Origin of the sequence: Pseudahrensia aquimaris, from assembly GCF_042676045.1 — a bacterium.
Taxonomy (GTDB): Bacteria; Pseudomonadota; Alphaproteobacteria; order Rhizobiales; family Rhizobiaceae; genus Pseudahrensia; species Pseudahrensia aquimaris.
This window is the reverse complement of the sequence record NZ_JBHTJV010000013.1, coordinates 79,129-104,390: the sequence shown is the minus strand read 5'-3', so window position 1 is coordinate 104,390 and position 25,262 is coordinate 79,129. Positions and strand designations below refer to the sequence as shown.

General features: G+C 55.5%; 23 protein-coding genes. 7 read left to right on the top strand and 16 right to left on the bottom strand.

Annotation, left to right across the window (positions count from 1 at the left end; genetic code table 11):
• The first annotated feature begins 24 nt into the window (after positions 1–24).
• From trpD to lexA, 5 genes are all read left to right on the top strand, one after another.
• The gene (gene trpD / locus ACFQ14_RS14005; RefSeq protein ID WP_377213378.1) at positions 25–1,056 is read left to right on the top strand and encodes an anthranilate phosphoribosyltransferase; all 1,032 of its coding nucleotides are present in this window, start codon (positions 25–27) and stop codon (positions 1,054–1,056) included.
• The gene (gene trpC / locus ACFQ14_RS14000) at positions 1,053–1,868 is read left to right on the top strand and encodes an indole-3-glycerol phosphate synthase TrpC (RefSeq protein ID WP_377213377.1); all 816 of its coding nucleotides are present in this window, start codon (positions 1,053–1,055) and stop codon (positions 1,866–1,868) included. The genes trpD and trpC overlap by 4 nt, the downstream gene beginning before the upstream one ends.
• Positions 1,869–1,872: 4 nt before the next feature.
• The gene (moaC, locus tag ACFQ14_RS13995; protein ID WP_377213376.1) at positions 1,873–2,349 is read left to right on the top strand and encodes a cyclic pyranopterin monophosphate synthase MoaC; all 477 of its coding nucleotides are present in this window, start codon (positions 1,873–1,875) and stop codon (positions 2,347–2,349) included.
• The gene (locus ACFQ14_RS13990) at positions 2,346–3,545 is read left to right on the top strand and encodes a molybdopterin molybdotransferase MoeA (protein ID WP_377213375.1); all 1,200 of its coding nucleotides are present in this window, start codon (positions 2,346–2,348) and stop codon (positions 3,543–3,545) included. The genes moaC and ACFQ14_RS13990 overlap by 4 nt, the downstream gene beginning before the upstream one ends.
• Positions 3,546–3,676: 131 nt before the next feature.
• Positions 3,677–4,372, top strand: coding sequence for a transcriptional repressor LexA (gene lexA, locus ACFQ14_RS13985; protein ID WP_377213374.1), 696 nt, complete (start codon positions 3,677–3,679; stop codon positions 4,370–4,372).
• Positions 4,373–4,384: 12 nt separating this feature from the next.
• Here lexA and ACFQ14_RS13980 read toward each other — a convergent pair whose 3' ends face one another.
• Positions 4,385–6,835, bottom strand: coding sequence for a ComEC/Rec2 family competence protein (locus ACFQ14_RS13980; RefSeq protein ID WP_377213373.1), 2,451 nt, complete (start codon positions 6,833–6,835; stop codon positions 4,385–4,387).
• A gap of 103 nt (positions 6,836–6,938) precedes the next feature.
• Here ACFQ14_RS13980 and gltX point away from each other — a divergent pair, with 103 nt between their 5' ends.
• Together gltX and gltA are read left to right on the top strand one after the other, a co-directional pair.
• The gene (gene gltX / locus ACFQ14_RS13975; RefSeq protein WP_377213372.1) at positions 6,939–8,369 is read left to right on the top strand and encodes a glutamate--tRNA ligase; all 1,431 of its coding nucleotides are present in this window, start codon (positions 6,939–6,941) and stop codon (positions 8,367–8,369) included.
• A gap of 268 nt (positions 8,370–8,637) precedes the next feature.
• Positions 8,638–9,927, top strand: a complete 1,290-nt coding sequence (gene gltA, locus ACFQ14_RS13970; RefSeq protein ID WP_377213371.1) for a citrate synthase — start codon at positions 8,638–8,640, stop codon at positions 9,925–9,927.
• A gap of 29 nt (positions 9,928–9,956) precedes the next feature.
• Here the strand turns inward: gltA and ACFQ14_RS13965 are convergent, their stop codons facing one another.
• The 15 genes from ACFQ14_RS13965 to ACFQ14_RS13895 all read right to left on the bottom strand — a co-directional run bounded on the left by ACFQ14_RS13965 (position 9,957) and on the right by ACFQ14_RS13895 (position 25,179).
• The gene (locus ACFQ14_RS13965) at positions 9,957–11,135 is read right to left on the bottom strand and encodes a lipid-A-disaccharide synthase (protein ID WP_377213370.1); all 1,179 of its coding nucleotides are present in this window, start codon (positions 11,133–11,135) and stop codon (positions 9,957–9,959) included.
• Positions 11,132–11,980: an LpxI family protein gene (locus tag ACFQ14_RS13960; protein WP_377213369.1), complete on the bottom strand. Its 849-nt coding sequence runs from the start codon at positions 11,978–11,980 to the stop codon at positions 11,132–11,134. The genes ACFQ14_RS13965 and ACFQ14_RS13960 overlap by 4 nt, the downstream gene beginning before the upstream one ends.
• Before the next feature lie 4 nt (positions 11,981–11,984).
• The gene (lpxA, locus tag ACFQ14_RS13955; RefSeq protein WP_377213368.1) at positions 11,985–12,767 is read right to left on the bottom strand and encodes an acyl-ACP--UDP-N-acetylglucosamine O-acyltransferase; all 783 of its coding nucleotides are present in this window, start codon (positions 12,765–12,767) and stop codon (positions 11,985–11,987) included.
• Between the two features lies 1 nt (position 12,768).
• Positions 12,769–13,227 (bottom strand): 3-hydroxyacyl-ACP dehydratase FabZ, encoded by a 459-nt coding sequence (fabZ, locus tag ACFQ14_RS13950; RefSeq protein WP_377213367.1) that lies wholly within the window; start codon positions 13,225–13,227, stop codon positions 12,769–12,771.
• Positions 13,220–14,296 (bottom strand): UDP-3-O-(3-hydroxymyristoyl)glucosamine N-acyltransferase, encoded by a 1,077-nt coding sequence (gene lpxD / locus ACFQ14_RS13945; protein ID WP_377213366.1) that lies wholly within the window; start codon positions 14,294–14,296, stop codon positions 13,220–13,222. Before lpxD ends, fabZ begins: the two co-directional genes overlap by 8 nt.
• 43 nt (positions 14,297–14,339) lie before the next feature.
• Entirely contained in the window at positions 14,340–16,715 is a 2,376-nt protein-coding gene (gene bamA / locus ACFQ14_RS13940) for an outer membrane protein assembly factor BamA (protein WP_377213365.1), read from the bottom strand.
• Positions 16,716–16,936: 221 nt separating this feature from the next.
• Complete coding sequence (gene rseP, locus ACFQ14_RS13935; protein WP_377213364.1) at positions 16,937–18,085, bottom strand: RIP metalloprotease RseP; 1,149 nt, start codon at positions 18,083–18,085, stop codon at positions 16,937–16,939.
• Between the two features lie 220 nt (positions 18,086–18,305).
• A complete protein-coding gene (locus tag ACFQ14_RS13930) occupies positions 18,306–19,001 on the bottom strand; it encodes a phosphatidate cytidylyltransferase (RefSeq protein ID WP_377213363.1) in 696 nt (231 codons plus the stop codon).
• 12 nt (positions 19,002–19,013) lie between these two features.
• On the bottom strand, positions 19,014–19,769 hold the full coding sequence (locus tag ACFQ14_RS13925; RefSeq protein WP_377213362.1) for an isoprenyl transferase: 756 nt from the start codon (positions 19,767–19,769) through the stop codon (positions 19,014–19,016).
• Positions 19,770–19,805: 36 nt separating this feature from the next.
• Positions 19,806–20,363, bottom strand: a complete 558-nt coding sequence (gene frr, locus ACFQ14_RS13920; RefSeq protein WP_377213361.1) for a ribosome recycling factor — start codon at positions 20,361–20,363, stop codon at positions 19,806–19,808.
• A gap of 30 nt (positions 20,364–20,393) precedes the next feature.
• On the bottom strand, positions 20,394–21,113 hold the full coding sequence (pyrH, locus tag ACFQ14_RS13915; protein WP_377213440.1) for a UMP kinase: 720 nt from the start codon (positions 21,111–21,113) through the stop codon (positions 20,394–20,396).
• Between the two features lie 176 nt (positions 21,114–21,289).
• Complete coding sequence (gene tsf / locus ACFQ14_RS13910) at positions 21,290–22,207, bottom strand: translation elongation factor Ts (RefSeq protein ID WP_377213360.1); 918 nt, start codon at positions 22,205–22,207, stop codon at positions 21,290–21,292.
• 139 nt (positions 22,208–22,346) lie between these two features.
• Positions 22,347–23,456 carry a 30S ribosomal protein S2 gene (gene rpsB / locus ACFQ14_RS13905; protein WP_377213359.1) on the bottom strand — a complete coding sequence of 370 codons (1,110 nt, stop codon included), beginning with the start codon at positions 23,454–23,456 and terminating at the stop codon, positions 22,347–22,349.
• 233 nt (positions 23,457–23,689) lie between these two features.
• Positions 23,690–24,571 (bottom strand): DMT family transporter, encoded by an 882-nt coding sequence (locus ACFQ14_RS13900; protein WP_377213358.1) that lies wholly within the window; start codon positions 24,569–24,571, stop codon positions 23,690–23,692.
• A complete protein-coding gene (locus tag ACFQ14_RS13895) occupies positions 24,568–25,179 on the bottom strand; it encodes a DUF938 domain-containing protein (protein WP_377213357.1) in 612 nt (203 codons plus the stop codon). Before ACFQ14_RS13895 ends, ACFQ14_RS13900 begins: the two co-directional genes overlap by 4 nt.
• Positions 25,180–25,262 lie beyond the last annotated feature (83 nt).

Below are 25,262 nucleotides of genomic sequence, written 5' to 3'. Positions count from 1 at the left end.
CGAGCAAGGGGACGCTACGGGTCGATGAACGCTTTCAAACACTATATTGCGCTCGCAGCCTCTGGCACGCCGCTCACCCGCGAAGAAGCGACAGCTGCATTCGACATCATGATGTCCGGCGAAGCAACGCCGAGCCAGATCGGCGGCTTTCTGATGGCCCTGCGCACCCGCGGCGAGACGATTGATGAAATCACCGGCGCTGTCACCACAATGCGCAACAAGATGACGCCCGCCAAAGCGCCAGCCGACGCCATCGATATCGTGGGCACGGGCGGCGACCAATCCGGCTCCTATAACATCTCGACCGCCTCTGCCATCGTAGCTGCCGCCGCTGGCGCAACAATCGCCAAACACGGCAACCGCGGGCTGTCGTCGAAAAGCGGCACAGCCGACACGCTGGAAGTCTTAGGCGTCAATCTGGGCGCAGACGTCGCCACCATTGAGCGCTGTATCGAAGAAGTCGGGCTGGGCTTCATGTTCGCCCCTGCCCACCATTCCGCCATGCGCCATGTCGGCCCAACACGCTCTGAACTCGGCACACGCACGATTTATAACCTGCTTGGCCCCCTTTCCAACCCGGCAGGCGTCAAGCGCCAGACCACCGGCGTATTTGCGCAACAGTGGGTGGAACCGCTGGCCCACGCGCTGAAGGACTTGGGCTCTGATCACGTATGGATTTTACACGGCGATGGTATGGATGAAATCACTGTAACGGGCCCAACGACCGTCGCGGAGTTGAAAGACGGCCAAGTGACCACATTCGAAATCTCGCCCTCTGACGGCGGTGTCTCCGAACACAAGATGGAAGCCATTCTGGGCGGCGATTCACACTACAACGCAGCCGCTCTCACCCGTCTGCTTGACGGCGAAGAAGGCGGATACCGCGATATGGTTCGCCTCAATGCAGGCGCTGGCCTGCTGGTAGCCGGATTGGCGGACACCCTGCTTCGGGCTTCTGAAATGGCAGCAGGGGCCATCGACAGCGGCAAAGCCAAGCAAACCCTCGCCCACCTCGTTGAAGTCTCCAATTCCAGTGCGAAGGTTGCCAAGGCATGAGCGATATTCTGGCGAAAATCGAAGCCTATAAGCGCGAAGAAATCGCAGCCGCAAAAGCTGCTATCCCGCTGGTTGAACTTAAGGCAAAAGCGGCAGATGCAGACACCCCACGCGGCTTTGAAACAGCGTTGCGGGCCAAATTGTCGGCAGGCGATTACGCGCTCATTGCAGAAATCAAAAAAGCCAGCCCGTCCAAAGGTATGATCCGGGAAGACTTCGACCCGCCAAGCCTCGCCAAAGCCTACGAGCAAGGCGGTGCAGCCTGTTTGTCAGTGCTTACCGACACGCCTTCTTTCCAAGGTGCGCCGGAATACCTGATGCAAGCCCGAAAGACGACGTCCCTGCCCTGTCTGCGCAAAGATTTCCTCTACGAGCCATACCAAGTCTATGAAGCCCGCGCGTGGAACGCTGATTGCATTCTCATCATCATGGCCGCACTAGCCGACGACGAAGCCAAGGCGATTGAAGAGACGGCATTCGAGCTTGGCATGGATGTGCTGCTGGAAGTGCACAACCGCGAGGAATTGGACCGGGCGCTGAATCTCACATCCCCCCTGCTCGGCATAAACAACCGCAACCTCAAGACCTTTGATGTAAGCCTGACAACGACCGAAACGCTGGCCCCGCTGGTGCCGGAAGACCGCATAATTGTTGGCGAAAGCGGCCTGTTTACGCCCGTCGATCTCACCCGAATGGCTGCATGCGGCGTGGAAACGTTCCTCATCGGGGAAAGCCTGATGCGCCAAAACGACGTAGCCGCAGCCACAAAGGCCCTGCTTGATCGTAAAGCCAGTCGCACGGACGCGGCCTGACCCGATGACCGACCTCACCCACCTCAATCAGGAAGGGGAAGCTCATATGGTTGATGTGGGCGACAAAGCCCATAGCAGCCGCACCGCGATTGCAGAAAGCTGCATCAAAATGCTGCCCGCGACGCTTGAAATGATCCTCTCTGGCGACGCCAAAAAGGGCGACGTGATCGGCACCGCAAGGTTGGCCGGAATAATGGCGGCAAAGAAAACGTCTGACCTCATTCCCCTGTGCCACCCGCTGGCTCTGACCAAGGTTGAAATCAGGCTGGAAGCGGACGCAGCTTTGCCGGGCATTCGCATACAGGCTCTGGCGAAGGTCAATGGTCAAACGGGCGTAGAAATGGAAGCGCTCACCGCTGCATCCGTTGCGGCACTCACGATTTACGACATGGCGAAAGCCGTTGACCGCGCTATGGAAATTGGCCCCACCCGCTTGCTCAAAAAGAGCGGCGGCAAATCGGGCGAGTGGAGCGCGTCGTGAGCGCTTTGATGCCGGTTGCCGATGCCTTGGCGGCCATTCTTAAAACCAGTGAAGTTTTGGCATCTGAAGATGTAGCGCTGCGTCAGGCTGCTGGCCGCGTGTTGGCACAAAATATAAGCGCGCTGCGCACACAACCGCCCTTTCCTGCCTCTGCAATGGATGGCTATGCGGTTCGGGCGGATGATATTGCCTCTGCGCCTGCAAACCTCACATTGGTTGGCGAAAGCGCGGCTGGCCACCCCTTCCACGGCTCCATCAGCACGAACGAATGCGTGCGCATTTTCACAGGCGCGCCCGTGCCAGAGGGCGCAGATACGATACTGATCCAAGAAAACGCGCAGACAACCGGCGACTCCGTCACCGCATTGCAAGCTGAAGAAAGAGGCCGGTATGTCCGGCCAGCTGCACTGGATTTCGCCGAAGGTGATGAATTGCTGTCAGCGGGTGAAATTCTCGACGCCGGCAGCCTTTCCCTCGCCGCAGCCATGAACCACCCGGCCCTGCCCGTGCGCCGCAGGCCGCTGGTAGCAATCATCGCCACGGGTGACGAATTGCGCGTGCCAGGATCGAAGCTGGAGCCGGGGCAGATTATCGCGTCCAACACGTTTGGTGTGGCCGCTTTGGTGGAGAAAGCCGGTGGCAAGGTTCTCGATCTGGGTATCGCATCCGACACGATGAAATCGCTGGAGGAAAAATTCAAAGCAGCACAAGGCGCAGACATAGTGGTTACACTTGGCGGCGCGTCCGTGGGCGATCACGATCTGGTGCAGGATGCGCTGGAAACACGCGGTGTCACGCTGGATTTCTGGAAGCTCGCCATGCGCCCCGGCAAGCCTGTAACTTTCGGAACCGCGCCCTCAGGACAGCGCTATCTCGGGCTGCCCGGCAACCCCGTATCATCGCTCGTTTGCACCACCATTTTCCTCGCCCCGCTGATAAAATCCATGCTCGGGCTGCCCGCACAAACGCATCACCAAACCGCACGCTTGGCTGTGGATCTGCCACAGAACAATGAGCGCGAGGAGTATGCCCGGGCGACATACGAATTAATGGACGGCGATTGGTGGGTAACACCGGCTGCTAGCCAGGACTCGTCGATAATCCGGCTCTACCACCAATCAAATTGCCTGCTCATTCGGCCTGCCAACGCACCCGCTCTGAAGCGTGGCGCAACATGCCATGTGGTCCCTCTTTAGATCAGTCTTTGCAAACAGGGTTGCAGAACGAAGAAAGAACATGTAACGATGTTCACGCTTTGTATTTTCTGAATCGCGCATGTCAGTTCAGCTGATGTCCGCGCAGACGGCCAGCACGAAAGGCCCACACCATGCTTACGCGCAAACAGCACGAATTGTTGATGTTCATCCACAACCGTCTCCAGGAAGACGGTGTTCCCCCGTCTTTTGACGAGATGAAGGATGCGCTGGAATTGAAATCCAAATCCGGCATCCACCGCCTGATTACCGCTCTGGAAGAACGCGGGTTTATCCGGCGCCTTGCAAACCGCGCGCGCGCCTTGGAAGTTTTGAAGATGCCGGAAGGTTTTGCACCTGTTTCCGCTGATGCCGAAAAGGCTAAATCATTTATGCCAAGCGTTATCGAAGGCGGCTTAAGCAAAGCTGCGGCGTCGGTTTCTGAATCGAGCACGGTTCCTGTCATGGGCCGCATTGCTGCCGGCACGCCGATCTCGGCAATCCAGGAGCATACCCACGATATAGCAGTGTCCCCCGACATGCTCGGCATGGGCGAACACTACGCTTTGGAAGTGAACGGAGACTCGATGATCGAAGCCGGTATTTTTGATGGCGACACGGTCGTCATCCGCCATGCCAACTCGGCCGAACCCGGTGATATCGTCGTCGCTCTTGTTGATGACGAAGAAGCAACGTTGAAAACATTCCGAAGAGAGAATGGGCAAATTGCTCTGGTCGCAGCCAACCCCGCCTATGAAACGCGGCTGCTCGATGCCAATCGGGTGAATGTTCAAGGCAAACTCGTCGGACTGATCAGGCGCTATCACTGATAACGTCTGCGCTTAATCCACAGCAAAGCGGTGCCGCGTCCAAAGTCGCGGCGCGGCGCTGAAAGATTTTTCGACGCGCAATTTTATAGCTCGCGTCGAACCTTTTGATGCTGAATTTGCAGAACCACCGATGTGCAGAGCATGAGCACCATGTCGACGCAGGTTTTTTTGGTCGATGATCAAGGGGCGCTCAATTTCAGCCATATCAGAACACAATCCATCGGCAGCAAACGGCACGATCAAAATATCCGCCATATGACAATCATCGCCCAATCCGTGACGTGCTGAAATGTGGGCAATCACGAGCCCCTGCGTCTCGAATGAACACCCGCCCAGATCACAGGCAAAACGCTCTGCAACCTCGTTGCCCCCAGAAAACGGATAGGCACGTTGCCAGATTCCGACTGAAAACTTCTCCGCCCTTGGACGCAACAGTGCCATGTTCCCTTGGCTGCCAAACACCGCTACCTGCCGGCCATTCTCCAAAATTAAAACGTCAGGCCGAGCGCTTTTCCCCGCCATAAGCCCAGCCAGAATGAAGAATCCGACGCCGATCAGACGCAGGCGTGTCTTTAACAAGCACAACACCAACAACCCTAGTGTTGCGAAAATCAAAGTGGATACCGTCAAACGTCCAGTAGCTCCGCTCGGGCCGTGCTCCGCAACCCATTTTGCGACACCCACAACCCCTTCCACCCCCATAGCCATCACCCAAAGCGGGTAAGATTCGAGCCCGAATGGCATCGCCAAAACAGATATCAAAGCCAGCGGCATCACAATCACTGAAACCAACGGCATCGCTGCCAGATTGGCGATCAAACCAAGCGCTGCAACCCTGTGGAAATGATAGGCAGCAAACAACCCGGTAGCGAGCCCCGCGACCAAGCTCGTCATCGCCAGTCCGCCAACATCGCGCACGATAAACCGGCGCAATACTGAATGTCGCTGCCATTGCGATGCTTTGCGTTTCTCGCGGGTGCGTTTGGTTAGCACCTCATAACTCGCCACCAAGGCGGCAACCGCTGCAAAAGACATCTGAAACCCGGGCATCAAGACGGCTTCCGGCGTTATCAGCAAAACGATCAAAGCGGCAATCGCCACATTACGCATCGTGAGCGCACGCTGGTCCAACATCACCGCCACCAACATGATTGCCACCATGATCCAAGCTCTTTGGGTTGCAACGCTACCACCCGACAGAACGAGATAGATCGTCGCTGCGAGCAACGCTGTCGCAGCCGCCCACTTTTTCACAGGTCGCGTCAGCGCAACCGAGGGCGCGCAGGCAAACCCAACCCGCATGAGCGCGATTACAGTTGCTGATAAAAGCGCCATGTGTAGACCGGAAATTGCGAGAATGTGGGCCAATCCCGATAACCGCAATGCCTCCGCCGTTTCCTCGTCTATGCCGCTCCTGTCGCCCACAATGAGAGCGGAAGCCAAGGCACCGCTTTGCCCAGGAAGCGCTGTGCGAATAACGCTGACAATCGACTCGCGCACCCCGTTGACGCTCGGCCAGCCGCCATCTTCAGCGCTTCCCAATCGCTGAGGCTTGCCCAAGAAAAAGCCAGAGGCTCCAATGCCGTCAAACCAGGATTGAAACGCAAACGAATAACCGCCCGGATAAGAAGGCCCGGATGGCGGCGCCAGCCGTGCTTTGCCCGCAATGCGTTCACCAGTCGCTATATTTGGCCCTCCCTTGCGTGCGGTAACACGAACGAGCGCGTTGAAGTTTTCCGGCAGAGCGCCGCGCCCTCCTGCCGAAGCATCTGGCAAGACGGTATAGCGCACACGTCCGTCGCTGCGCCGCTCGACACGCTCCACCGTCCCCTTCAGGTCAATCACATATGCACGCGAAAGCATGGTTGTGTTCAGGCTCGCCGTGCGCCAATGCGCCGCACTCGCACCGAGCGCAAATATGCACAGCGCCAATGCCCCACCACGCAACAAGCTGCGTCCCCGGCTGTGCAAAGCCGGGCCGCCACGCAGTGTATACGTGGAAAACGCGCAGATCAGAGCCAAAACCGGAAAGGCAAATGCCAGCGGTTCGCGGGGAACGTTGAAATATGTGATACAGCCGATCGCGAAAAACACTGGCGACCACAAAAAGAACACACCGGCCGCCTGCTCTCGCGTCAAAGCATTGCTCAGATCGTCCAAAACAGTTCGCGTAACCTGCGCAAGCCGCAATTTCAGCCTTTGCGGCGCTGCGGCAGGTAGATGAAACTGCTCGGGAAGCGCGGGGCTCGCATCGCTCCACAGAGCCGTTGGCAGCAGCGCATCCTCCCCAGGCTCGTGCACATCGAAGCTAACCGAAGGATCGGCGTAGAGGTCCACAGCCTCGGTTACCGGCAGCCACTCTTCTTGTCTATTTGACCGCCGCTCCGACACGCAAAACCACTCTGATACAACACCACAAACCTGCGCGCCGACGGCCAGCAAAAGCCAAAGCGCACCTTGCATGATTGCAACACTGTGCTAGAGGGGCAACGTCTCCTTTTGTTCTCATTCACCAATGCCCCGCTGCCTTTCGGGCGTGGCCCAAAAGCGGCCAAGGAAAATTGATATGTCTGATCTCGTCGTCACCCGCTTTGCCCCTTCGCCAACCGGCTTTCTGCATATCGGCGGCGCACGCACAGCATTGTTTAACTGGCTCTATGCCCGCGCCAATGGTGGTAAAATGCTGTTGCGCATTGAAGACACCGACCGCGAACGCAGCACGCAAGAAGCGGTCGATGCCATAATCGACGGCCTCACCTGGCTTGGTATCGAATGGGAATGCGACCCGGTGTCACAAGCCTCTCGCGTTGAACGTCACCGTGAGGCAGTTGAGCAACTGTTGGAAACAGGCCACGCCTATCGCTGCTACGCTTCTCAGGAAGAGCTGGAAGAGATGCGTGAAAAGGCCCGCGCTGAGAAGCGCCCGCCGCGCTACGATGGGCGATGGCGTGACCGTGATGCGTCGGAAGCACCGGAGGGCATCGCCCCCGTCATCCGCATAAAATCTCCGCAAGAAGGCGAGACAGTAATCCACGATGCCATTCAGGGCGAGGTTCGTTTTCCCAACAAAGACCTCGATGACCTTGTTCTACTGCGTTCCGACGGCACGCCAACCTACATGCTGGCCGTTGTGGTGGACGATCACGACATGGGCATCACCGACATTATTCGGGGCGACGATCACCTGACAAACGCCGCACGGCAGAAGATCATCTACGAAGCGCTGGGCTGGCCAGTGCCGAAAATGGCTCATATTCCGCTCATCCATGGCGCAGACGGCGCAAAACTATCCAAGCGCCACGGTGCACTTGGTGCAGAAGCATATCGCGCAATGGGCTATCTGCCGGAAGCGTTGCGCAACTATTTGCTGCGCTTGGGTTGGGCGCACGGCGATGAAGAATATTTCAACACCGAAGAACTCAACGCCGTGTTTGGCCTCTCAGGCATGGGAAAAAGTCCATCCCGGTTCGATTTTGCGAAACTCGAAAATATGAACGGCCATTACATACGCGCAGCAGATAACGCTTATCTCGTCTCGCGCATGAAAGATCTGCTCGTTGAGATGGAGAACGGCGCTTGGTTTCAAGAACGCTGGAACGAGACGATAGAACGACAATTGGTTGACGCTATGCCCGGCCTGAAGGAACGCGCCAAAACGCTGCTGGAACTGTTCGACGGCGCACGCTTCCTGTTCGACGCCCGTCCTCTTCCCATGGAAGACAAAGCAAAAGCCATTCTCGACGCCGACGATGGCGCAGGACGGACCGTACTGGCAGAATTAGCACAGAAACTCGACGAAATTCCGCTTTGGTCGCTGGAGGAAATCGAACAGACCGTTCGCGCTTTCACCGATGCCAAAGAGCTGAAGCTGGGCAAGGTTGCCCAACCGCTTCGTGCCGCGATGACAGGACGCACAACATCGCCCGGCATTTTCGATGTTGTTTGGGTTTTGGGCAAAGAAGAAGCGTTGGCCCGTATCCACGATCAAGCTGTCTGATACCGCTTGCGCCCATTAGACCAATTGCCCAGCCGGAACAGCGAGCAAGAAACGCTCGCTAGCTTGTGGCACAACGGCAAATCGACTAACACACACTCACGTTATTTTGCGCCATTTCAACGGGTGGGCGATGCGGGGCGACTGGCATCTGCAAGCACAGGCAAATTGATTTAAGCCTGTCTAATTTCCGTTGGAAAACGCGCGTTCGGCAAGTCTGAGCCTAACAGCTCCGAGTTGCCCGAAAGCACCAACGAAAAGGGAGCCACACATGGCAGACGACAAGGCAACACTCACAATCGGCAGCGAAACCTACGACTTGCCCATTCACAAAGCCTCTGTCGGACCGGACGTGATTGATATCGGTGCGCTGTACAAACACAGCGACCGCTTCACCTACGATCCAGGCTTCACTTCAACCGCCGCTTGTGAAAGCGCGATCACGTATATCGATGGCGATGCCGGCGTGCTTTTGCATCGCGGCTATCCTATCGACCAACTCGCCGAAAAAGGCGACTTTCTGGAAACTTGCTATCTGCTGCTGTATGGCGAATTGCCGACAGCAGAGCAAAAAGCGAAATTTGACCGCGACGTAACCTATCACACCATGCTGCACGATCAGATGGCGAAGCTGTTTACCGGCTTCCGCCGCGACGCGCATCCAATGGCGGTTATGGTCGGCGTCGTCGGCGCATTGTCGGCTTTTTATCACGATTCTACCGACATCACTGACCCCAACCAACGCATGATCGCCTCCATGCGCATGATCGCCAAGATGCCAACAATCGCAGCAATGGCTTATAAATACACGGTTGGTCAGCCCTTCGTGTATCCGCGCAACGATCTCGACTACGCAGCAAACTTTCTCAACATGTGCTTTGCCGTACCAACGGAAGAATACGAAGTGAACCCGGTTCTTGCCCGTGCGATGGACCGCATCTTCACCCTGCACGCAGACCACGAGCAGAATGCCTCGACATCGACTGTGCGTCTGGCCGGTTCGTCCGGCGCCAACCCCTTCGCATGTGTTGCCGCTGGTATTGCCTGCCTCTGGGGCCCTGCTCACGGCGGCGCGAACGAAGCCGCGCTGAATATGCTCACGCAGATCGGCACGCCTGACCGGATCCCCGAATTCATCGCACGCGCAAAAGACAAGGAAGACCCCTTCCGCCTCATGGGCTTTGGCCACCGCGTTTACAAAAACTACGATCCGCGCGCCAAGATCATGCAGAAGACCACGCACGAAGTTTTGGCCGAACTGGGTATCACGGATGATCCGGTTTTGGATGTGGCAATGGAACTGGAAAAAATCGCTCTTGAGGACGAGTATTTCAAGGAGCGCGGTCTCTACCCGAACATCGACTTCTATTCTGGCATTACGCTGAAGGCTCTCGGCTTCCCGCCGGAAATGTTCACCGTGCTGTTCGCTCTCGCTCGTACAGTCGGCTGGATTGCTCAATGGAAAGAGATGATCGAGGATCCAAAACAAAAAATTGGTCGCCCAAGACAGCTTTATCTCGGCCAGACGCATCGGGATTACAAGCCGATGGACAAGCGCTAGATTGCTTCAATCCCAAACGAACTCAACGATCAAACCCCGGTCAGCAGACCGGGGTTTTTCGTTTCTATCACAGAAAAAATAGCTTTCGCCGCGGCTTGCGCGGTGGGAGTATCCGTTTCCAGCTTCTCCGCAACGACATCAAAACCCGCCAGTTGCGCAGCCCGCTCCGGCGTATCAGTGAGCAGCCGCTCCAACTCACGCGACAGTTTTTCTGCGTTCACATAGCCGTTGTAATATTCGCTCACCAAGGGCCATCCGGCGATAAGGTTCGGTAGCGCCGCAGACCATGCTTTGACCAAATAAAGCAGACGGGTCGCTAAAGGGTCGAGCTTGTAGCACGAGATCATCGGCACCCTGTTGAGCGCCAATTGCAGCAGCACCGTGCCAGATGCGGCAAGCGCGGCATGGGCGGTTTGAAAGGTTTCGGAATTGTCCGCGCTGTCCACGATCTGTGGCTGAACCGTCCAATCGGCAATCCCGTCGCGTATTTGATCGCGAAGGTGCGGCACGGCGGGCAGAACTGCGTTAAATTCAATGCCCCGCTTGGCCAGTAAATCGAGTGTCTGTCCAAATACGGGCAACATCCGCTTCACTTCGCTGCCGCGCGATCCAGGCAACACCAACAGGGTTGCAGGCGTATTAGAACCTTTAGGAAGCTCATTGGACCGTGCTGCGATATTGGAGGCCAAAGGGTGACCAACATAGGTCGCCTCCGGCCCTCCAAGCTCGTGCAGCACGCTTGGCTCGAAGGGCAAAATCGTCAGAACATGATCTATAAATGCAGCCATCTTAAGCGCTCGACCAGGCCGCCAAGCCCAGACGCTTGGGCAAACATATTTGATAATCGGAACATCCGGCATTTTCGCCCGCACACGTTTGCCAACCGCATGGGTGAAATCGGGACTATCGACCAGCACAATGACATCGGGTCTAGCAGTCACAGCATCATCGACGGTGCGATGGATACGATTGATGATGCTGGGTAGGCGAGCAAGCACCGCCGAAATTCCCATCACCGCAATATCTGAAATATCAAAAAGGCTTGTTACACCAAGCGCCGAAAGCTTCGGCCCCGCCAGACCGGATGCTTGCACCTCAATGCCACGGTTTTCAGCCTCATTGCGCAAGCCGATCAGCAAATCGGCGGCTAGAGCGTCACCAGACTCTTCACCCAAGACAAAATACACTTTTAGCTGCTTGCCGCTCACGGAACCACTCCGTCCAGGCCATAGACGAAAACACCAAGATCGCGTGCGCGTTTCAAAGTGCGTTCACGTTCCACGATGAGAGAATACCCAGCATCTATGCCGATGCCGTCCAGCCCTGCAGCATGTACGTTCACAATCGTCGTCGGTCCGATTGTCGGCAAATCAACCCGTGCTTCCTGACCCGGCTTGAAGCACTTCACCAACACGCCGCCAGCCTTGGGCAAACGGCCAATAGTGCGCAAATGCGCGACGCGCTCCAACATAGCGTCAGTTCCTTCCGCCCCCTCAATCGCCACCACCCGCTCACCGACAGCAACTACACTTTGACCAATATCGAAGGGCCCCAAACTGTGCGCAACGTCTGCCGCATGTTTCAAACTCGCAATGTCCCGGTTTCTCGGCCTTGCCGCAGAATTATCACCAAGCTGCGCGAGGAACTCTGGCAAAACCTCGCGGAAACCAACTACGGTTAGGCCTCGTTTTTCCAACAGGCTAACAACATTGGATAGCGCGGAATTATCGCCGACCAACGCAGAAGCTAAAATGTCTGGAAGCCGCCTGATCGTGGCCCAATCAGGTCGCCCGATGGATTTCAAATCAGGCTTTCTTGCAATACCACCAGCCAACAGGACGGTGTTTATCCCGCGTTGCTCAATCGTTGCAAACAGCTGCCCCACCTGCCCCCAACGCAAACGCACCGTATCGAACTTGTCCAATTCGGCGTCCGCCTCGCCCTCAATACCAAGCACAAGCACTTTGTAGCCCTTGTCGATGAGCGTCGAAGCCGCCTCTATCGGCAGCGCACCGTTGCCAGCAATTATGGCGATGCTCGGCGCCGTGGTCATCGGTTTATGCCGGTGTGCAAAGGGCGCGGTCTGCCGACGCTGTCACAAATTCTAGAATGTCCAACACCAATGGGTCGTCATTCTTGGCTTTCAACGCTTCGGCCCGTTCTTGAACAACGCCTTGCGACGAGAACAATTCCTTATAAATGGCACGAACGGCGTGGATCGAAGCACGTTCAATGCCGGCACGCTTCATGCCGACCAAGTTCAAACCAGCAAGATTTGCCCGATTACCGATCGCCATACCGAATGGAATGATGTCCCCTTCAATGCCAGACAATCCGCCAACGAAGGCATGATGCCCGATCCGACAGAACTGATGTGCCGCTGAGCCGCCGCCAAAAATCACGTGATCCCCAACAATGCAGTGGCCGGCCAACATAACGTTGTTGGAAAAGATGACGTTGTTGCCAACAATACAGTCGTGAGCAACATGAGAACTGGCAAGGAACGTGCAATTGTTGCCAACCCGCGTGATGTGTCCACCACCCGCCGTTCCGGGATTCATTGTGACATGCTCGCGGATGAGGCAGCCTTCACCGATTTCAAGACTGACAGATTCACCTGCAAACTTGAGATCCTGAGGCTCACTGCCAATCGAAGCGAATGGAAAAATGCGGCTGCGGGCACCAATCTTGGTTTGCCCTTGAACGGACACGTGGCCCTTCAATTCAACACCATCGCCGAGCACAACCTCAGGGCCGACATGGCAGAAAGGACCGATTTTAACGTCACTACCCAATTGAGCACCGTCTTCAATGACGGAGGATGTGTGTACTTGCGCCATCTTAGCCTGCAAATCCCGGGCCATGCATCATCGCCCCAATTTCGGCTTCTGCAACAACAGCTCCCTCAACCTCAGCCACACAAGCATATTTAAATATGTTCCGGCGCTGTTTCAGTTTGTTGATCTTGTAATGAACGACGTCACCCGGCTCGACGGTCTTGCGAAATTTGCATTTATCAATCGTCATAAAAAAAACGGTGTTGGCCTCACCAGTGAAATACTTCTCAGCGCAAATTGCCCCGGCAGTTTGGGCCATACCCTCAACGATCAATACGCCGGGCATAATCGGATTGCCGGGAAAATGACCTGTAAAATGCGGTTCATTCATCGTGACATTCTTAATGCCGGTTGCGCTGATATCTTCATTGATATCAATGATTTTATCAACCAGGAGGAAAGGATAGCGATGGGGCAAAAGCTCCATCAAACGCCTGATTTCAATTGCCTTGAGCTCACTCATCCCGGTTGCCCTCTTTGCTTTTCCTGTCGCCTTCTGCGGCCCGCGCTTCGCGCTTAAGCCTGGCGATTTCCCGCATCCAAATTTTAATCGGTCGAGCAGGAACTCCGCCAAGCTGCATACCGGGCGCTACATTTTCCGACACGCCAGAAAGCCCTGCAATCTGAGCACCTGATCCGATCTTCACATGACCGTTCACAGCGCATTTTCCGCCCAAAACCACGTAGTCACCCAACTCAGCACTGCCAGCAATCCCGCTTTGCGCTACGATGACACAATGCCTACCGATTTGCACGTTGTGGCCAATCATCACCTGATTGTCGATTTTCGTGCCTTCGCCTATGATCGTATCCCGGTTTGCACCCCGATCGATGGTTGTGTTGGCACCGATTTCCACATCATCTTGAACGACGACCCGGCCAATCTGGGGAATCTTCAAGTGACCGCCTGCCCCCATAGAGAAGCCAAATCCATCGCAACCAAGGCGTGCCCCGTTATGAACGATTACACGGTCTCCGATGATGGAATGAACCACGCTAACGCCACCACAGATTGAGGAATTGCGGCCAATATGAACGTTTGGACCGACAATCGCTGTTGGTCCAATGAGGCTTCCTGCACCAATGCGAGCCTTGGCTCCAATAACTGCGCCAGCCTCGATTATGGCACCATCTTCAATCTCCGCAGTAGGGTCTACATGCGCTTGAGGGGAAACACCCGCCTTTGTCGAAAACGGTTGCGGCCGCATTCCCGACGGGAACATCAAACCCACAGCACGTGCGAAGGACCGATAAGGATCATCGGATATCAGTACGCTTACTGTAGCGGATACGCGTTCGGCGTGAGACGCGCTGCATATGACAGCGCTGGCACCGGTATCATTCAGCGACGCGATGTATTTAGCATTGCTCAAAAATGTGAGCGCACCAGCCGCAGCAGCTTCGATCGGCGCGACAGAGAGGACGGAAACACCGGAAATATCATCGCTTGCCAACGTGCAACCGATTAAGGGTGCCAATTCGCCCAGAGTTATTGGCGCTGGGGCATCGAAAAAGGAAATGCCTTCAGCCAATCTGACCTCACACTATTGTCTGCGTACACTTCAGGAAATGGTCTTAGAAGCGGGTGCTAACACCAAAGCGGAAGAACTGCGTGTCGTCGTAATCTTCTTTAGCAATCGCGTGCGAGAAGTCGCCACGCAGCGGGCCAAACGGCGAATCCCAAATAATGGATGCACCGACCGAGGCACGAAGTTCAGCGTCATCTTCAATTGTCGCGCTGGAACCGAATGCGTTATCCGTCAAGATACCAGCATCAGCGAAGAGGGCAGCACGCACGCCATAGCTGCGAGAAAGCAGTGGCAATGGAAATTGAACTTCGGCAGTCGCGTTGGCATAGGTTGTGCCGCCAATGGATTCACCTGTGTCGGTGTCGCGAGGACCAAAGCCACGACTGTCGAAACCGCGGATGGTCTCACCGCCTTGGAAAAAGGTATCAATGATACGCAAATCATCGCCCCAGGACGTTACATTACCTGCTCCAAGCGAACCGAGCACGACAACGTCACGATCCTCGGACAACAAGTAGTACCCTGTGATGCGGGCCTCAGTGCGGACGTATTGAGCGTCACCACCGATGCCTGCAAATTCTTGCTCGAACTTCGCTTTGACGCCCTCACGCGGATTGCGCGTATTGTCCAGATTGTTGAAGTCAAAGGCATAACCAACAGACGAAGTTACATATGGGCTTTGATCAACCGACTGCTGTGTCGCGGGAGACAAATCTATATTATTCGTCAAAGTATCAGGATCCGCGGGGTCGTCATCTTCGTTAACCGGAACGGACAATTCCTCACGCTTGAACTGGTAGTAAGCGCCAAAACGCAGCCCTTCGGCCAGTTCAACGCCCGCACGCAGACGCGCGGTCGTGATGGTGTTGTCGAAGAACACCGTATCGGAAGATTCGGCAGTTTCGTGGGTTACATCAAAGCCAGCTGCAATCCGTTGACCCAAGAAATACGGCTCGGTGAACGACAGCGTGTACTTAGTTGTCTCTTCCCCAAATCCGCCAGACACTTTCAGGAACTGCCCGCGGCCAAGGAAGTTTTTCTCACTGATCGAAACCTGACCAATCGCGCCGTCGTTGGTAGAGAAGCCACCACCGAAGGAAAGCTCACCCGTTGGCTTGTCCACCACCTGCACCACAACGACCACACGGTCGGGCGATGAGCCAGGACGGGTGGAAATACGGACCGATTCGAAGAAGCCAAGACCTTCGAGACGGCGCTTGGCCTTGTTGACCAGCACGCTGTTGTAAGCGTCGCCTTCAGAAATATCGAATTCGCGACGGATTACGTATCCACGTGTGCGGGTGTTACCGGAAATCTCGATGCGTTCAATATACGTGCGCGGACCTTCATCAACGAAGAAAGTGAGATCAATCGTGCGGGCGTCGAAATTGCGCTCACCGCGCGGGGTGATTTCGGCAAACGCATAGCCGGTCTCAGCGATATAAGTCGTCATCGCGAGTAGAGTTTTCTCGACGTTGCGCGCGCTGTAGACGTCTCCGGTCTCGATCAACAGCTCGTTTTGCAGTTCTTCGGCAGTGACTGCAGTGATGCCATTATCGATGGTGATGTTACCGAAGGAGTAGCGGTCGCCCTCCTCCACCGTAAACGTGATCGTGTACTCGTTTTCGGCTTGGTCAAGCTGCGCATCAGCAGAAACAACCCGGAAGTCGGCATAACCACGGTTATAATAGAATGTGCGCAAACGCTCTTCATCGGCACGCAAGCGATCTTCGTCGAAAATGTCGTCTCGACGTATCCAGCTCAAAAAGTTCGATTCGTTGTGCGAAATGACTTCTATGAGGCGGCGGTCGCCAAAAGCGTTGTTACCGACGAAATCGATTCGGGAAATTTTGGTGCGCCCGCCCTCGTTGATAACGAAAACGATGTTGACCCGATTGTTCTCCAATTGGTCAACGCGCGTCGTCACCTCAGCGCTGTTGCGGCCAGAGCGACGGATTGCTTCGCGAACACGCTCACGATCACTTTCAAGCTGGTCTGCATTGAAGATCGAAAGGCTTTGAAGCTGCGGGATTGTCTTCAATCGGTCGTCCGAAACATCATCATTACCTTCAAACAACACGAGATTGACGGTCGGATTTTCTTCAACGCTCACGATAAGCGTACGGCCGCTCTGCGTGATATTTACGTCTGAAAACAAGCCGGTAGCGAAAAGCTGGCGCAAGCTCTCATCCGTGTCGAATGTCGAGAAACTGCGGCCCGGTTCAATCGTCAGGTATGAACGGATTGTATCGGCATCCACGCGTTGATTGCCACGCACTTGGATGGAACTAACCACCGCAGCCTGCGCTTGCACAGCCGTGGTGGCCGCCACAATCGTCGTTGTGCCAAAGGCCGCAACTGCAAGAACGAAAGCCATTGCCGAGCGGATAAAAAACATTTTGATGTGTGCCGTAGAATACATCGTCGTCTTCTTTTGTTTACGCATTACGCTGACCATATTCTCACCCCGAGAGGACATGCGGAATCCGTTTGAATTTTAACTGTTTGTATAGTCTTTTTTTAGGGTTGCAACCGCTCTACCGGCTCCTTTGCCCCGTTTCGCTTTCACCGATACAAAAACGCAACAGACACTGATCTGAAGGTTAATCAAAGGTTAATTTCCGTTCCATTTCAACCCATCTCCTATCCACCTGGCAGCAATCGCCCGATATCGTTTGTAGTGGCAAACAACATCATGAACAACAAACACCCAAGTCCGACCTTAAATGACCATTCCATTACGGCAGGCGAAACCGCTTTGCCGCGCACAGCTTCAATGGCGTAAAACACCAAATGTCCGCCATCCAGCATCGGTATTGGAAACAGGTTCAGCAGACCAATGGAGACGGAAATAACTGCCGCCAACGACATAAGCTCGGCAAAACCAAGCGTTGCCACTTGAGACGTCACCTGCCCGATTCCTAGGGGGCCGCGCAGTTCTGTGGCGCTTTGCTTGCCCAAAATCATCTCGCGCAGAAAGTTGAACGTGCCTTTGACAACCAGCCCTGTGCTGCCAACGGCCTTATTAAACGCATCGACTGGCCCGAGGCTCGTGACGCGAAGGTATTCCTCGCCCGTCTTCGAGCGCACACCGATTTGCGCGACTTTGAATGAATTGCCGAAACGGTCTTCCTGATCGACCAGCCGGGGTGTCGCGACCAGCTCAATTCGCTCGCCAGCTCTTTCCACAACGAAATTCATCGCCTCACCGGAGTTCAACATCGTGGCTTCCGAAATCTGGCGAAAACTTGTAATCGCGTCCCCGTTCAATTCAACAATAAGGTCTTCAGGCTGGAAACCGGCTTCCTGCGCAGGTGATCCAGCGGCGATTTCGCCAACAACCGGCACACGCTGCACATCGTCGTGCACCATGAAAAGTGCTGTGTAGATAACGATAGCAAGAATGAAATTAGCAATTGGGCCAGCAGCAACGATAAGTGCACGGCGCCACAGAGCGGCTCCTTCCAATGTGCCTTCGCGTTCGCTTTGGCTCATTTGCTCCAGCGCATCGGGGTCTGGCTGGCTGGCGACGTTTCCATCGCCTGCAAACTTCACATAACCCCCAAGTGGCACAGCACAGAATTTCCATCGGGTGTTGTAGCGGTCAGTAAAACCGAACAATTCCGGGCCGAAACCCACCGCAAACACTTCGGCTTTTACCTTATTCCACCGCCCCACGAGAAAATGGCCGAGTTCGTGGAAGAATACGACAATCGTGAGCACGAACAGGAATGGCAGAAGTTTCCAAACCAGAAAATCGAACAGCACCAGCGGCAGAGACGTCAAATCCATAAAGTTTTCCCGTTTGCCCCGTTGGCGTAGCGCGTGTTCTGGCCAAGGCCGAACGATGACGCGCAAACCGCACCTGTCTCAATCACTTTTAGACCCAGCCATCATACGGCCGAGTGCACTGAAGGATTATCTGTTCCCACTAGCGAGAGCAATGCGACACAAGCAAGGCAATTATCGTCACAAAGTGTAACACTTCCTTGCTGCCGGGCGCGCTGCACGCTCACGTGGTTAACACAACGTAAACCAGCATCGGGATTGAAGCGCCCAATAAACCGTCCACACGGTCAAGAAATCCACCGTGGCCGGGAATCAACTGGCTGGAATCCTTTACGTTGAACCGCCGCTTCATGCCGCTCTCAAACAAATCACCAGCTTGCGAAAAGACCGCAAGCACCGCAGCACCGACAGCGGCGGTCATCACGGTAACCTGAGGAACAATTGCTGCATAAACTGATGCCACCACAACAGCACCGACCAAGCCACCCAACGCACCGGAAATCGTTTTATTCGGCGAGACCGATGGCATGAGCTTGGGGCCACCAATCGCGCGGCCCGAGAAATACGCAAAGACGTCTGAGGCGATAACAGCGAGAAACAGCAAAATCAGAAGAAACAAACCATCCGGCAAGAGCGCATCACGAATGATCGGCAGCGTGAACGTCAGACCACAATAGGCCAGACCGAGAGCCGCGATAGATGCCCCTGCTCCGGCGGTCATCAACCGCCATTCGTATAAACACAGAGCAAAAAGCGCAGCCGCCATAATCCAGGTTGCGATGCCCCCAAGCCAAATCAATGGCAGCGCAATGCCAACGAGCACAAGTGCAGACACAATCCGCTGGGTGAGTTCAGAGTGCTCGCGCAGTTTCCTGCGGGGCGGCTTGCCGGATGGCGTTTCGACGGAAGTGGGTTTCATGAAATCGCGCGCCTATTGCGCAGCTTGCACAACGACACCGCCAAAACGTCGATCACGGGCTGAAAATTCAGCCAAAGCCGCTTGCAAATGGGTTTTATCAAAATCCGGCCAGAGCACATCAAGAAACACCAATTCGGAATAAGCAGCCTGCCAGAGCAAAAAGTTAGACAAGCGTTGCTCGCCAGATGTCCGGATAATCAATTCTGGGTCCGACCAGTCGCTGGTATCCAGCGCCGCATCAATTGCCTCTACGCTGATGTCAGAGGGAGCCAGTTCGCCAGCCGCCACCTGCGCTGCCAATTTTTGCGTGGCCCGCACAATCTCATCACGCGCTCCGTAGTTGAAGGCGATAACAAGACGTTGAGCGGTATTGTGGAATGTCAGTTTTTCCGCTTCTTCAATCAGCGGGAGAATATCAGCGGGGACGTTTGTGCGCGACCCAATCACGCAAACCTTCACGCCCTCCTTGTGCAGATCAGCAAGGTCGCGACGGATGAACATTTTCAGCAATCCCATAAGATCGTTGACCTCGCCCGCCGGGCGCGACCAATTTTCTGATGAGAACGAGAACAGTGTCACCGTTTCCACGCCGAGTTCGCCACAAGCACGAATTGCGCGGCGCACGGCGTCAACGCCTTTGCGATGTCCGGCACTGCGAGTCAGCCCTCGCGCCTGCGCCCAACGCCCGTTTCCATCCATGATAATGCCGATATGGCGCGGCACAGAGGCTGCGATATTCGGAGATTTCATGTCGGGCAAGATGTTCATGGGCAACAGCGCATGCGGAAGCTAAGGCTGTCAGCCCTAGACCTGCATGATTTCCTCTTCCTTTTGAGCTAGGATTTTCTCTACTTCCGATACCATTTCATCCGTCTGCTTCTGAATTTTCTCGCCGTCAGAGCGTGCTTCGTCCTGGCCGATCTCTTTATCCTTCTCGGCCTTCTTCAAGGCCTCCATCCCATCGCGGCGCACGTGGCGGATAGCGACCTTTGCATTCTCTGCGTAGTCTTTTGCAATCTTCACCAGTTCGCGACGCCGCTCTTCGTTCAAGTCCGGCAGCGGAATACGCAAATTTTGGCCATCCACAACAGGGTTCAGCCCCAAGCCGGCTTCACGCACGGCCTTGTCTACGGGGCCAACCAAACTCTTGTCCCAAATCTGCACTGTAATCAGCTTCGGCTCCGGCGCGTTAACGTTTGCTACTTGTGTAAGCGGCGTTTTAGCGCCGTAAGCGTCAACCATCACCGGATCAAGCAAGGCTGCCGATGCCCGCCCGGTGCGCAAACCGCCCAAATCGCTTTTAAAAGCGGCAACAGCGCCCTCCATCCGGCGTTTAATGTCGTTGTGATCGGCTCCGGCCATCGTGTCTAAGTCCCCGTAATTTTAGCTGCGTCATTCACTGGAAGAAACGCGAGAAAATGTGCCTTGCCCGCAAATCACGCGGGCCAACTCGCCCTTCTGGTGGATTGAAAACACCACCACGTCAATATCGTTGTCCCGAGCCAGCGCCACGGCAGAGGCGTCCATGATGCCCAATCCCTCTTCCAGCACCCGATCGTGGGTAAGCGTTTCATAACGCTTCGCGTTTTTGTCTTTTTTGGGATCAGCGCTATAAATTCCGTCAACTTGCGTGCCTTTGACGATGGCTTGTGCCCCAAATTCCGCAGCCCGCAAGGCTGCTGCCGTATCCGATGTGAAGTAAGGGCTGCCGGTACCGCCGGCAAATATCAACACGTGGCCCGCATCCCGCGCCTCGATCATGGCGCGTTGTGTGAAAGGGGCGCAGACCTGTGGAACAGCCAAGCCTGACAACACGGTCGCAGCCACGCCTCGCTTGTCGAATTCCATGCGAATCGCAAGCGCATTCATGATGATCGCCAGCATTCCCATATGGTCGCCTGTGACGCGGTCGGCACCACCAGCTGCCAACGACACCCCGCGAAACAGATTTCCTCCGCCAACCACCAGCGCAATTGATGTGCCAAGAGAAGAAGCGTGCGCGACATCGTCAACCACCTGCTCCACCATCATTGGGTCTATGCCAAAATCTTTGGAGCCCATCAGCGCTTCGCCGGAAATTTTATACAGAATGCGCGAATAAACCGGTTTCATGACAATGCCTGCCGCCATTGGTGGCGCTTCGAAATGGGTGTCACAATCGGTATACAAAGCCGCCCCCCTTGTCACCACGGCTGACCCCGGTTGTCCCAACACAATTACACCATCAAGACAAAGAAAAAGGCCGGTTCGTTTCCAAACCGGCCTTTCTCAAAGATTTGGAAAAGAACTTAGCCCTTTGCCATCGAAGCGACTTCGGCAGCGAAGTCATCTTCTTCTTTTTCAATACCTTCACCAAGCTGAAAGCGGACAAAGCCCTTCATCGCAATCGGTGCGCCGACATCAGCTTCAGCGTTCTTCAATGCCTGCTCAACGCTGTTTTCGCCATCAATCACGAAGGTTTGCGACATCAGCACGTTCTCTTCGTAGAATTTGCGAATACGGCCTTCGACCATTTTCTCGATGATGTTGTCCGGCTTGCCGGATTCACGGGCCGTTTCGGTGAAAATTTTCTTTTCACGCTCGACAACTTCCTGATCCATATCATCTTTCGTGGCAGCCAGCGGGTTGGTGGCAGCAACGTGCATGGCAACCTGGCGACCAATCGCCTCCAAGGCAGCTTTGTCGCCAGTCGATTCCAGCGCGACCAGAACACCGATCTTGCCCAAGCCATCTGCGATCGCATTGTGGACATAGGACGCAACCACACCATCAGAGACTTCCATTACGGAAGCCCGGCGCAGGTTCATATTCTCGCCAATCGTCGCAATGGCTTTGGTGATGGCGTCGGCAACAGTTTGGCCGCCCATGTCGGCAGACGTGATCGCATCGACCGAGCCGTCCGTTGAAATCGCAACATCTGCGATCCCACGGGCAAGTGCCTGAAAGTCATCGTTGCGCGAGACAAAGTCGGTCTCGGCGTTGACCTCAACCACAGCCGACTTCGTTCCCTCGCCTTTGACAGCGACAAGACCTTCGGCGGCGGTGCGGGCAGACTTTTTATCAGCCTTTGCAATGCCTTTGGTGCGCAGCCAATCCATAGCCGCTTCCATATCACCGTCGTTTTCGTTCAACGCGGTTTTGCAATCCATCATGCCTGCGCCGGATTTGTCGCGCAGCTCTTTAACCTGTGCAGCTGTAATAGCCATCGGTCTAACCCTTTCGGTGTCTATAAAAGCCCCTAGCGGGCGGTTTCGCCAACGCATGTGGGGTGGAATAAGTGTAAATCAACGAAGCCCGCCAAGCAGGCTCCGTTGCATATTTTGCATGGCTTATAGGCGTGGTGCCTTAGCCCTTGGCGAGTTCAGCCGCCTGCGCTTTCCAATCGACGATCTGCGCACTGGAGAACGGCATGTAATCATCGACCTTCTGCACTTCATCATCGGTCAGAGCCGCGATTTGCGCATAGGTGGTGATGCCCTGCTCGTTCAACTGCTTTTCTGCAACCGGGCCAATGCCGTTGATCTTTTTCAGATCATCGCCATCCCCTGCAGGTGCTGTGAAAAGCGGGCCGGAAAGCGGCTCTTTGACAGCTTCGACAGCCGCTTCAGCAACTTCTGCCACTTTCTCAACCACAGCAGTCGCAGCGTCAGCAACGGCGGCAGGTGCAGCCGCGACAGCTTCAACCACTGGCTCGGCCACAGCTTCAACAAGCGTTGGCTCTTCCGGCGCAACTTCTTGCGCGCCGAGATCAACGCCGGAGGAACCCTGCTGGCGGGCAATGCCGTCAATCGCAGCTTTAGCGATCAGATCGCAATACAGAGCGATTGCGCGGGCAGCGTCATCGTTGCCGGGGATCGGGAAATCAACGCCGTCGGGGTCGCAGTTGGAATCGAGCAGCGCACAGACCGGAATCTTCAGCTTGCGGGCTTCTTGAATAGCAATCGCTTCTTTGTTCGTGTCGATCACGAAAATCATGTCCGGCGTGCCGCCCATGTCTTTGATGCCACCGAGCGCACGCTCCAGCTTGTCGCGTTCGCGGGTCAGGTTCAAAAGCTCTTTTTTGGTAAAACCGGAACCGTCGCCAGAAAGCAGGTCTTCCAGTTCGCGCAAGCGTTTGATCGAGTTGGAAATCGTTTTCCAGTTCGTCAGCATGCCGCCGAGCCAGCGTGCGTTGACGTAATACTGAGCTGAGCGACGTGCAGCATCAGCAACGATTTCGGACGCCTGACGCTTCGTGCCCACGAACAGAATACGGCCGCCTTTGGCGACAACGTCGGAGACTTCTTTCAAAGCCGTGTGCAGAAGCGGCACGGACTGTGAAAGGTCTAAAATGTGGATGTTGTTACGTTTGCCGAAAATATATCGGCCCATTTTGGGGTTCCAGCGGTGTGTCTGGTGCCCAAAGTGAACGCCTGCTTCCAAAAGCTGGCGCATGGAAAAATCTGGCAGAGCCATAGCTCGCATCTCCTAATTTACCGGTTGAACCTAGCGCGGATAAGAACGACGAGGGATCTCGCCGCACCGGAAGTGCTGGTCGGTGCCATGTTATCGCTAACTCGGGGCTGAAGGCGCACCTTCAAGAAAGGTAAGTCCGTGACCAACACGCTTCCGCGTGTGGAATGAGCGCCCTTATAGAGCCTTTTGCGCCGCTGGCAAGAGGGATCGGTTTCCGTTTTGGGCGCTGCCGCTTAAGCCGATGGCCGGGACGGCACAACAGGCATCTTCGCCCGCCCTTCCCTCAGCGCCAGCGTGATGCCGCAGGCAATGATGATTAAGCCACCGGCAAAGCTGAGCGGCGCCGGAACAGTGCCAAACAGGGCCGCATCGTAAACCGTTGCCCAAACCAATGTCGCATAGGAGAACGGAAGGATAAAACCCGCCTCCCCAAGCCGCAGCGCGTTGGTGAAGAGGATTTGAGCGCAAACCATTGTTGTGCCGACGCCGATCATCAACAGCCACTGCGTCAGCGAAGGAGCCTGCCAGAAAAAGCCAACGACGGTGCAGGAAAGCGCAGCACCCGTCATGTTCGCAATCAGGACCACCTGCATGGTGCGCTCTTTGCCCGCCAGCATTTTTAAAAAGATCACTTCAAAGCCGAACAACAATGCAGCCAACAGAGCAACCAAAGCCACCGGCTGAAACCCGGCAACTCCAGGCCGGATCAACAGCAACGCACCAACCATAGCACCCACTGCGCATGCAACACGGACGCGCCCAATGCGCTCACCCAACAGCGGCACGGCAATCACCATGGCGATGATCGGATTGGTGAAGGAAATAGCAGTCACATCCCCCAAAGGCATGGATGCAGCGGCGGTGAACATGCACGTCACCCCGAGCCATCCGCAGCCGACGCGACCCATGTGCAACGGCCAACGCGGATGATCCAGTTTTACACCACGGGCCAATAGGAGAATCAGACACAGCCCAAAAACGTAGCGGCCCCATGTCACTTGGATGGGCGAGAGTGGGTCATCTCCTGCACCCAACGCTTTAGCAAACAAAGTGGAAGCGGCGATCAACATGGTGGCGAGCACCATCAATCCGGCCCCGCGAAGCTGTCCACTCATGGCAATAGTTTCTTCGCGAAAATCAAAAATTGATTGTTCGCGGGCATCGCCACATCCGCCTCCAATTCCATACCATTGGCCCGCGCCAGATCGCGCACGCGCTCAAAATCTCGAATGCCACCACCGGGATAAGTCTCGCCAAGAAAGTCGTTGAACTGTTCATTGCTGGGCGTGGTGAAAGCGCCACCGTATTTATACGGCCCATAAAGCATCATCTTGCCGCCCGCCTTCAGGCTTTTCCCACAGCCTTCAACATAGGGCGCAAGCAGGTCCTCCGGCACGATATGAAGGCAATTGGCGCTGAAAACCGCATCGAATTTGGGGCGCAAGTTCGGCCAGTGGGCAATATCGAGCAAAATGGGCTGGGCGATGTTCGGTAAACCGGCCTGAGCCAGCCGCGGCAGCAGGTCCATGCCTTCCAGCGATACATCGCTTGGCTGCCACGTCACGTCGGGCATATTGGCTGCGAAATGCACAGCATGTTGCCCCGTTCCGCTGGCGATTTCCAAAACACGAGCGCTGGCAGGCAAATGCATGCGCAACTGCTCCAAGATAATCGCCTTGTTGTTTTCAGCCGATCCGCTGACCCGAAGCGCCTCGTCTTTCATTGTTCACGATCCAGTTATGTCTCACATTGAAAGACCAGAAATCAGGCCGCGCATCAAGCCGCGCAAAGAGCATGTCGCCTGCT

What these genes read in the sequence shown, in the direction of transcription:
- trpD (WP_377213378.1), top strand. Translation starts at nt 25, where the DNA reads ATGAACGCTTTCAAACACTATATTGCGCTCGCAGCCTCTGGCACGCCG.
- trpC (WP_377213377.1), top strand. Translation starts at nt 1,053, where the DNA reads ATGAGCGATATTCTGGCGAAAATCGAAGCCTATAAGCGCGAAGAAATC.
- moaC (WP_377213376.1), top strand. Translation starts at nt 1,873, where the DNA reads ATGACCGACCTCACCCACCTCAATCAGGAAGGGGAAGCTCATATGGTT.
- lexA (WP_377213374.1), top strand. Translation starts at nt 3,677, where the DNA reads ATGCTTACGCGCAAACAGCACGAATTGTTGATGTTCATCCACAACCGT.
- ACFQ14_RS13980 (WP_377213373.1), bottom strand. Translation starts at nt 6,835, where the DNA reads ATGCAAGGTGCGCTTTGGCTTTTGCTGGCCGTCGGCGCGCAGGTTTGT.
- gltX (WP_377213372.1), top strand. Translation starts at nt 6,939, where the DNA reads ATGTCTGATCTCGTCGTCACCCGCTTTGCCCCTTCGCCAACCGGCTTT.
- gltA (WP_377213371.1), top strand. Translation starts at nt 8,638, where the DNA reads ATGGCAGACGACAAGGCAACACTCACAATCGGCAGCGAAACCTACGAC.
- ACFQ14_RS13960 (WP_377213369.1), bottom strand. Translation starts at nt 11,980, where the DNA reads ATGACCACGGCGCCGAGCATCGCCATAATTGCTGGCAACGGTGCGCTG.
- lpxA (WP_377213368.1), bottom strand. Translation starts at nt 12,767, where the DNA reads ATGGCGCAAGTACACACATCCTCCGTCATTGAAGACGGTGCTCAATTG.
- fabZ (WP_377213367.1), bottom strand. Translation starts at nt 13,227, where the DNA reads ATGAGTGAGCTCAAGGCAATTGAAATCAGGCGTTTGATGGAGCTTTTG.
- bamA (WP_377213365.1), bottom strand. Translation starts at nt 16,715, where the DNA reads ATGTATTCTACGGCACACATCAAAATGTTTTTTATCCGCTCGGCAATG.
- rseP (WP_377213364.1), bottom strand. Translation starts at nt 18,085, where the DNA reads ATGGATTTGACGTCTCTGCCGCTGGTGCTGTTCGATTTTCTGGTTTGG.
- ACFQ14_RS13930 (WP_377213363.1), bottom strand. Translation starts at nt 19,001, where the DNA reads ATGAAACCCACTTCCGTCGAAACGCCATCCGGCAAGCCGCCCCGCAGG.
- ACFQ14_RS13925 (WP_377213362.1), bottom strand. Translation starts at nt 19,769, where the DNA reads ATGAACATCTTGCCCGACATGAAATCTCCGAATATCGCAGCCTCTGTG.
- frr (WP_377213361.1), bottom strand. Translation starts at nt 20,363, where the DNA reads ATGGCCGGAGCCGATCACAACGACATTAAACGCCGGATGGAGGGCGCT.
- pyrH (WP_377213440.1), bottom strand. Translation starts at nt 21,113, where the DNA reads ATGAAACCGGTTTATTCGCGCATTCTGTATAAAATTTCCGGCGAAGCG.
- tsf (WP_377213360.1), bottom strand. Translation starts at nt 22,207, where the DNA reads ATGGCTATTACAGCTGCACAGGTTAAAGAGCTGCGCGACAAATCCGGC.
- rpsB (WP_377213359.1), bottom strand. Translation starts at nt 23,456, where the DNA reads ATGGCTCTGCCAGATTTTTCCATGCGCCAGCTTTTGGAAGCAGGCGTT.
- ACFQ14_RS13900 (WP_377213358.1), bottom strand. Translation starts at nt 24,571, where the DNA reads ATGAGTGGACAGCTTCGCGGGGCCGGATTGATGGTGCTCGCCACCATG.
- ACFQ14_RS13895 (WP_377213357.1), bottom strand. Translation starts at nt 25,179, where the DNA reads ATGAAAGACGAGGCGCTTCGGGTCAGCGGATCGGCTGAAAACAACAAG.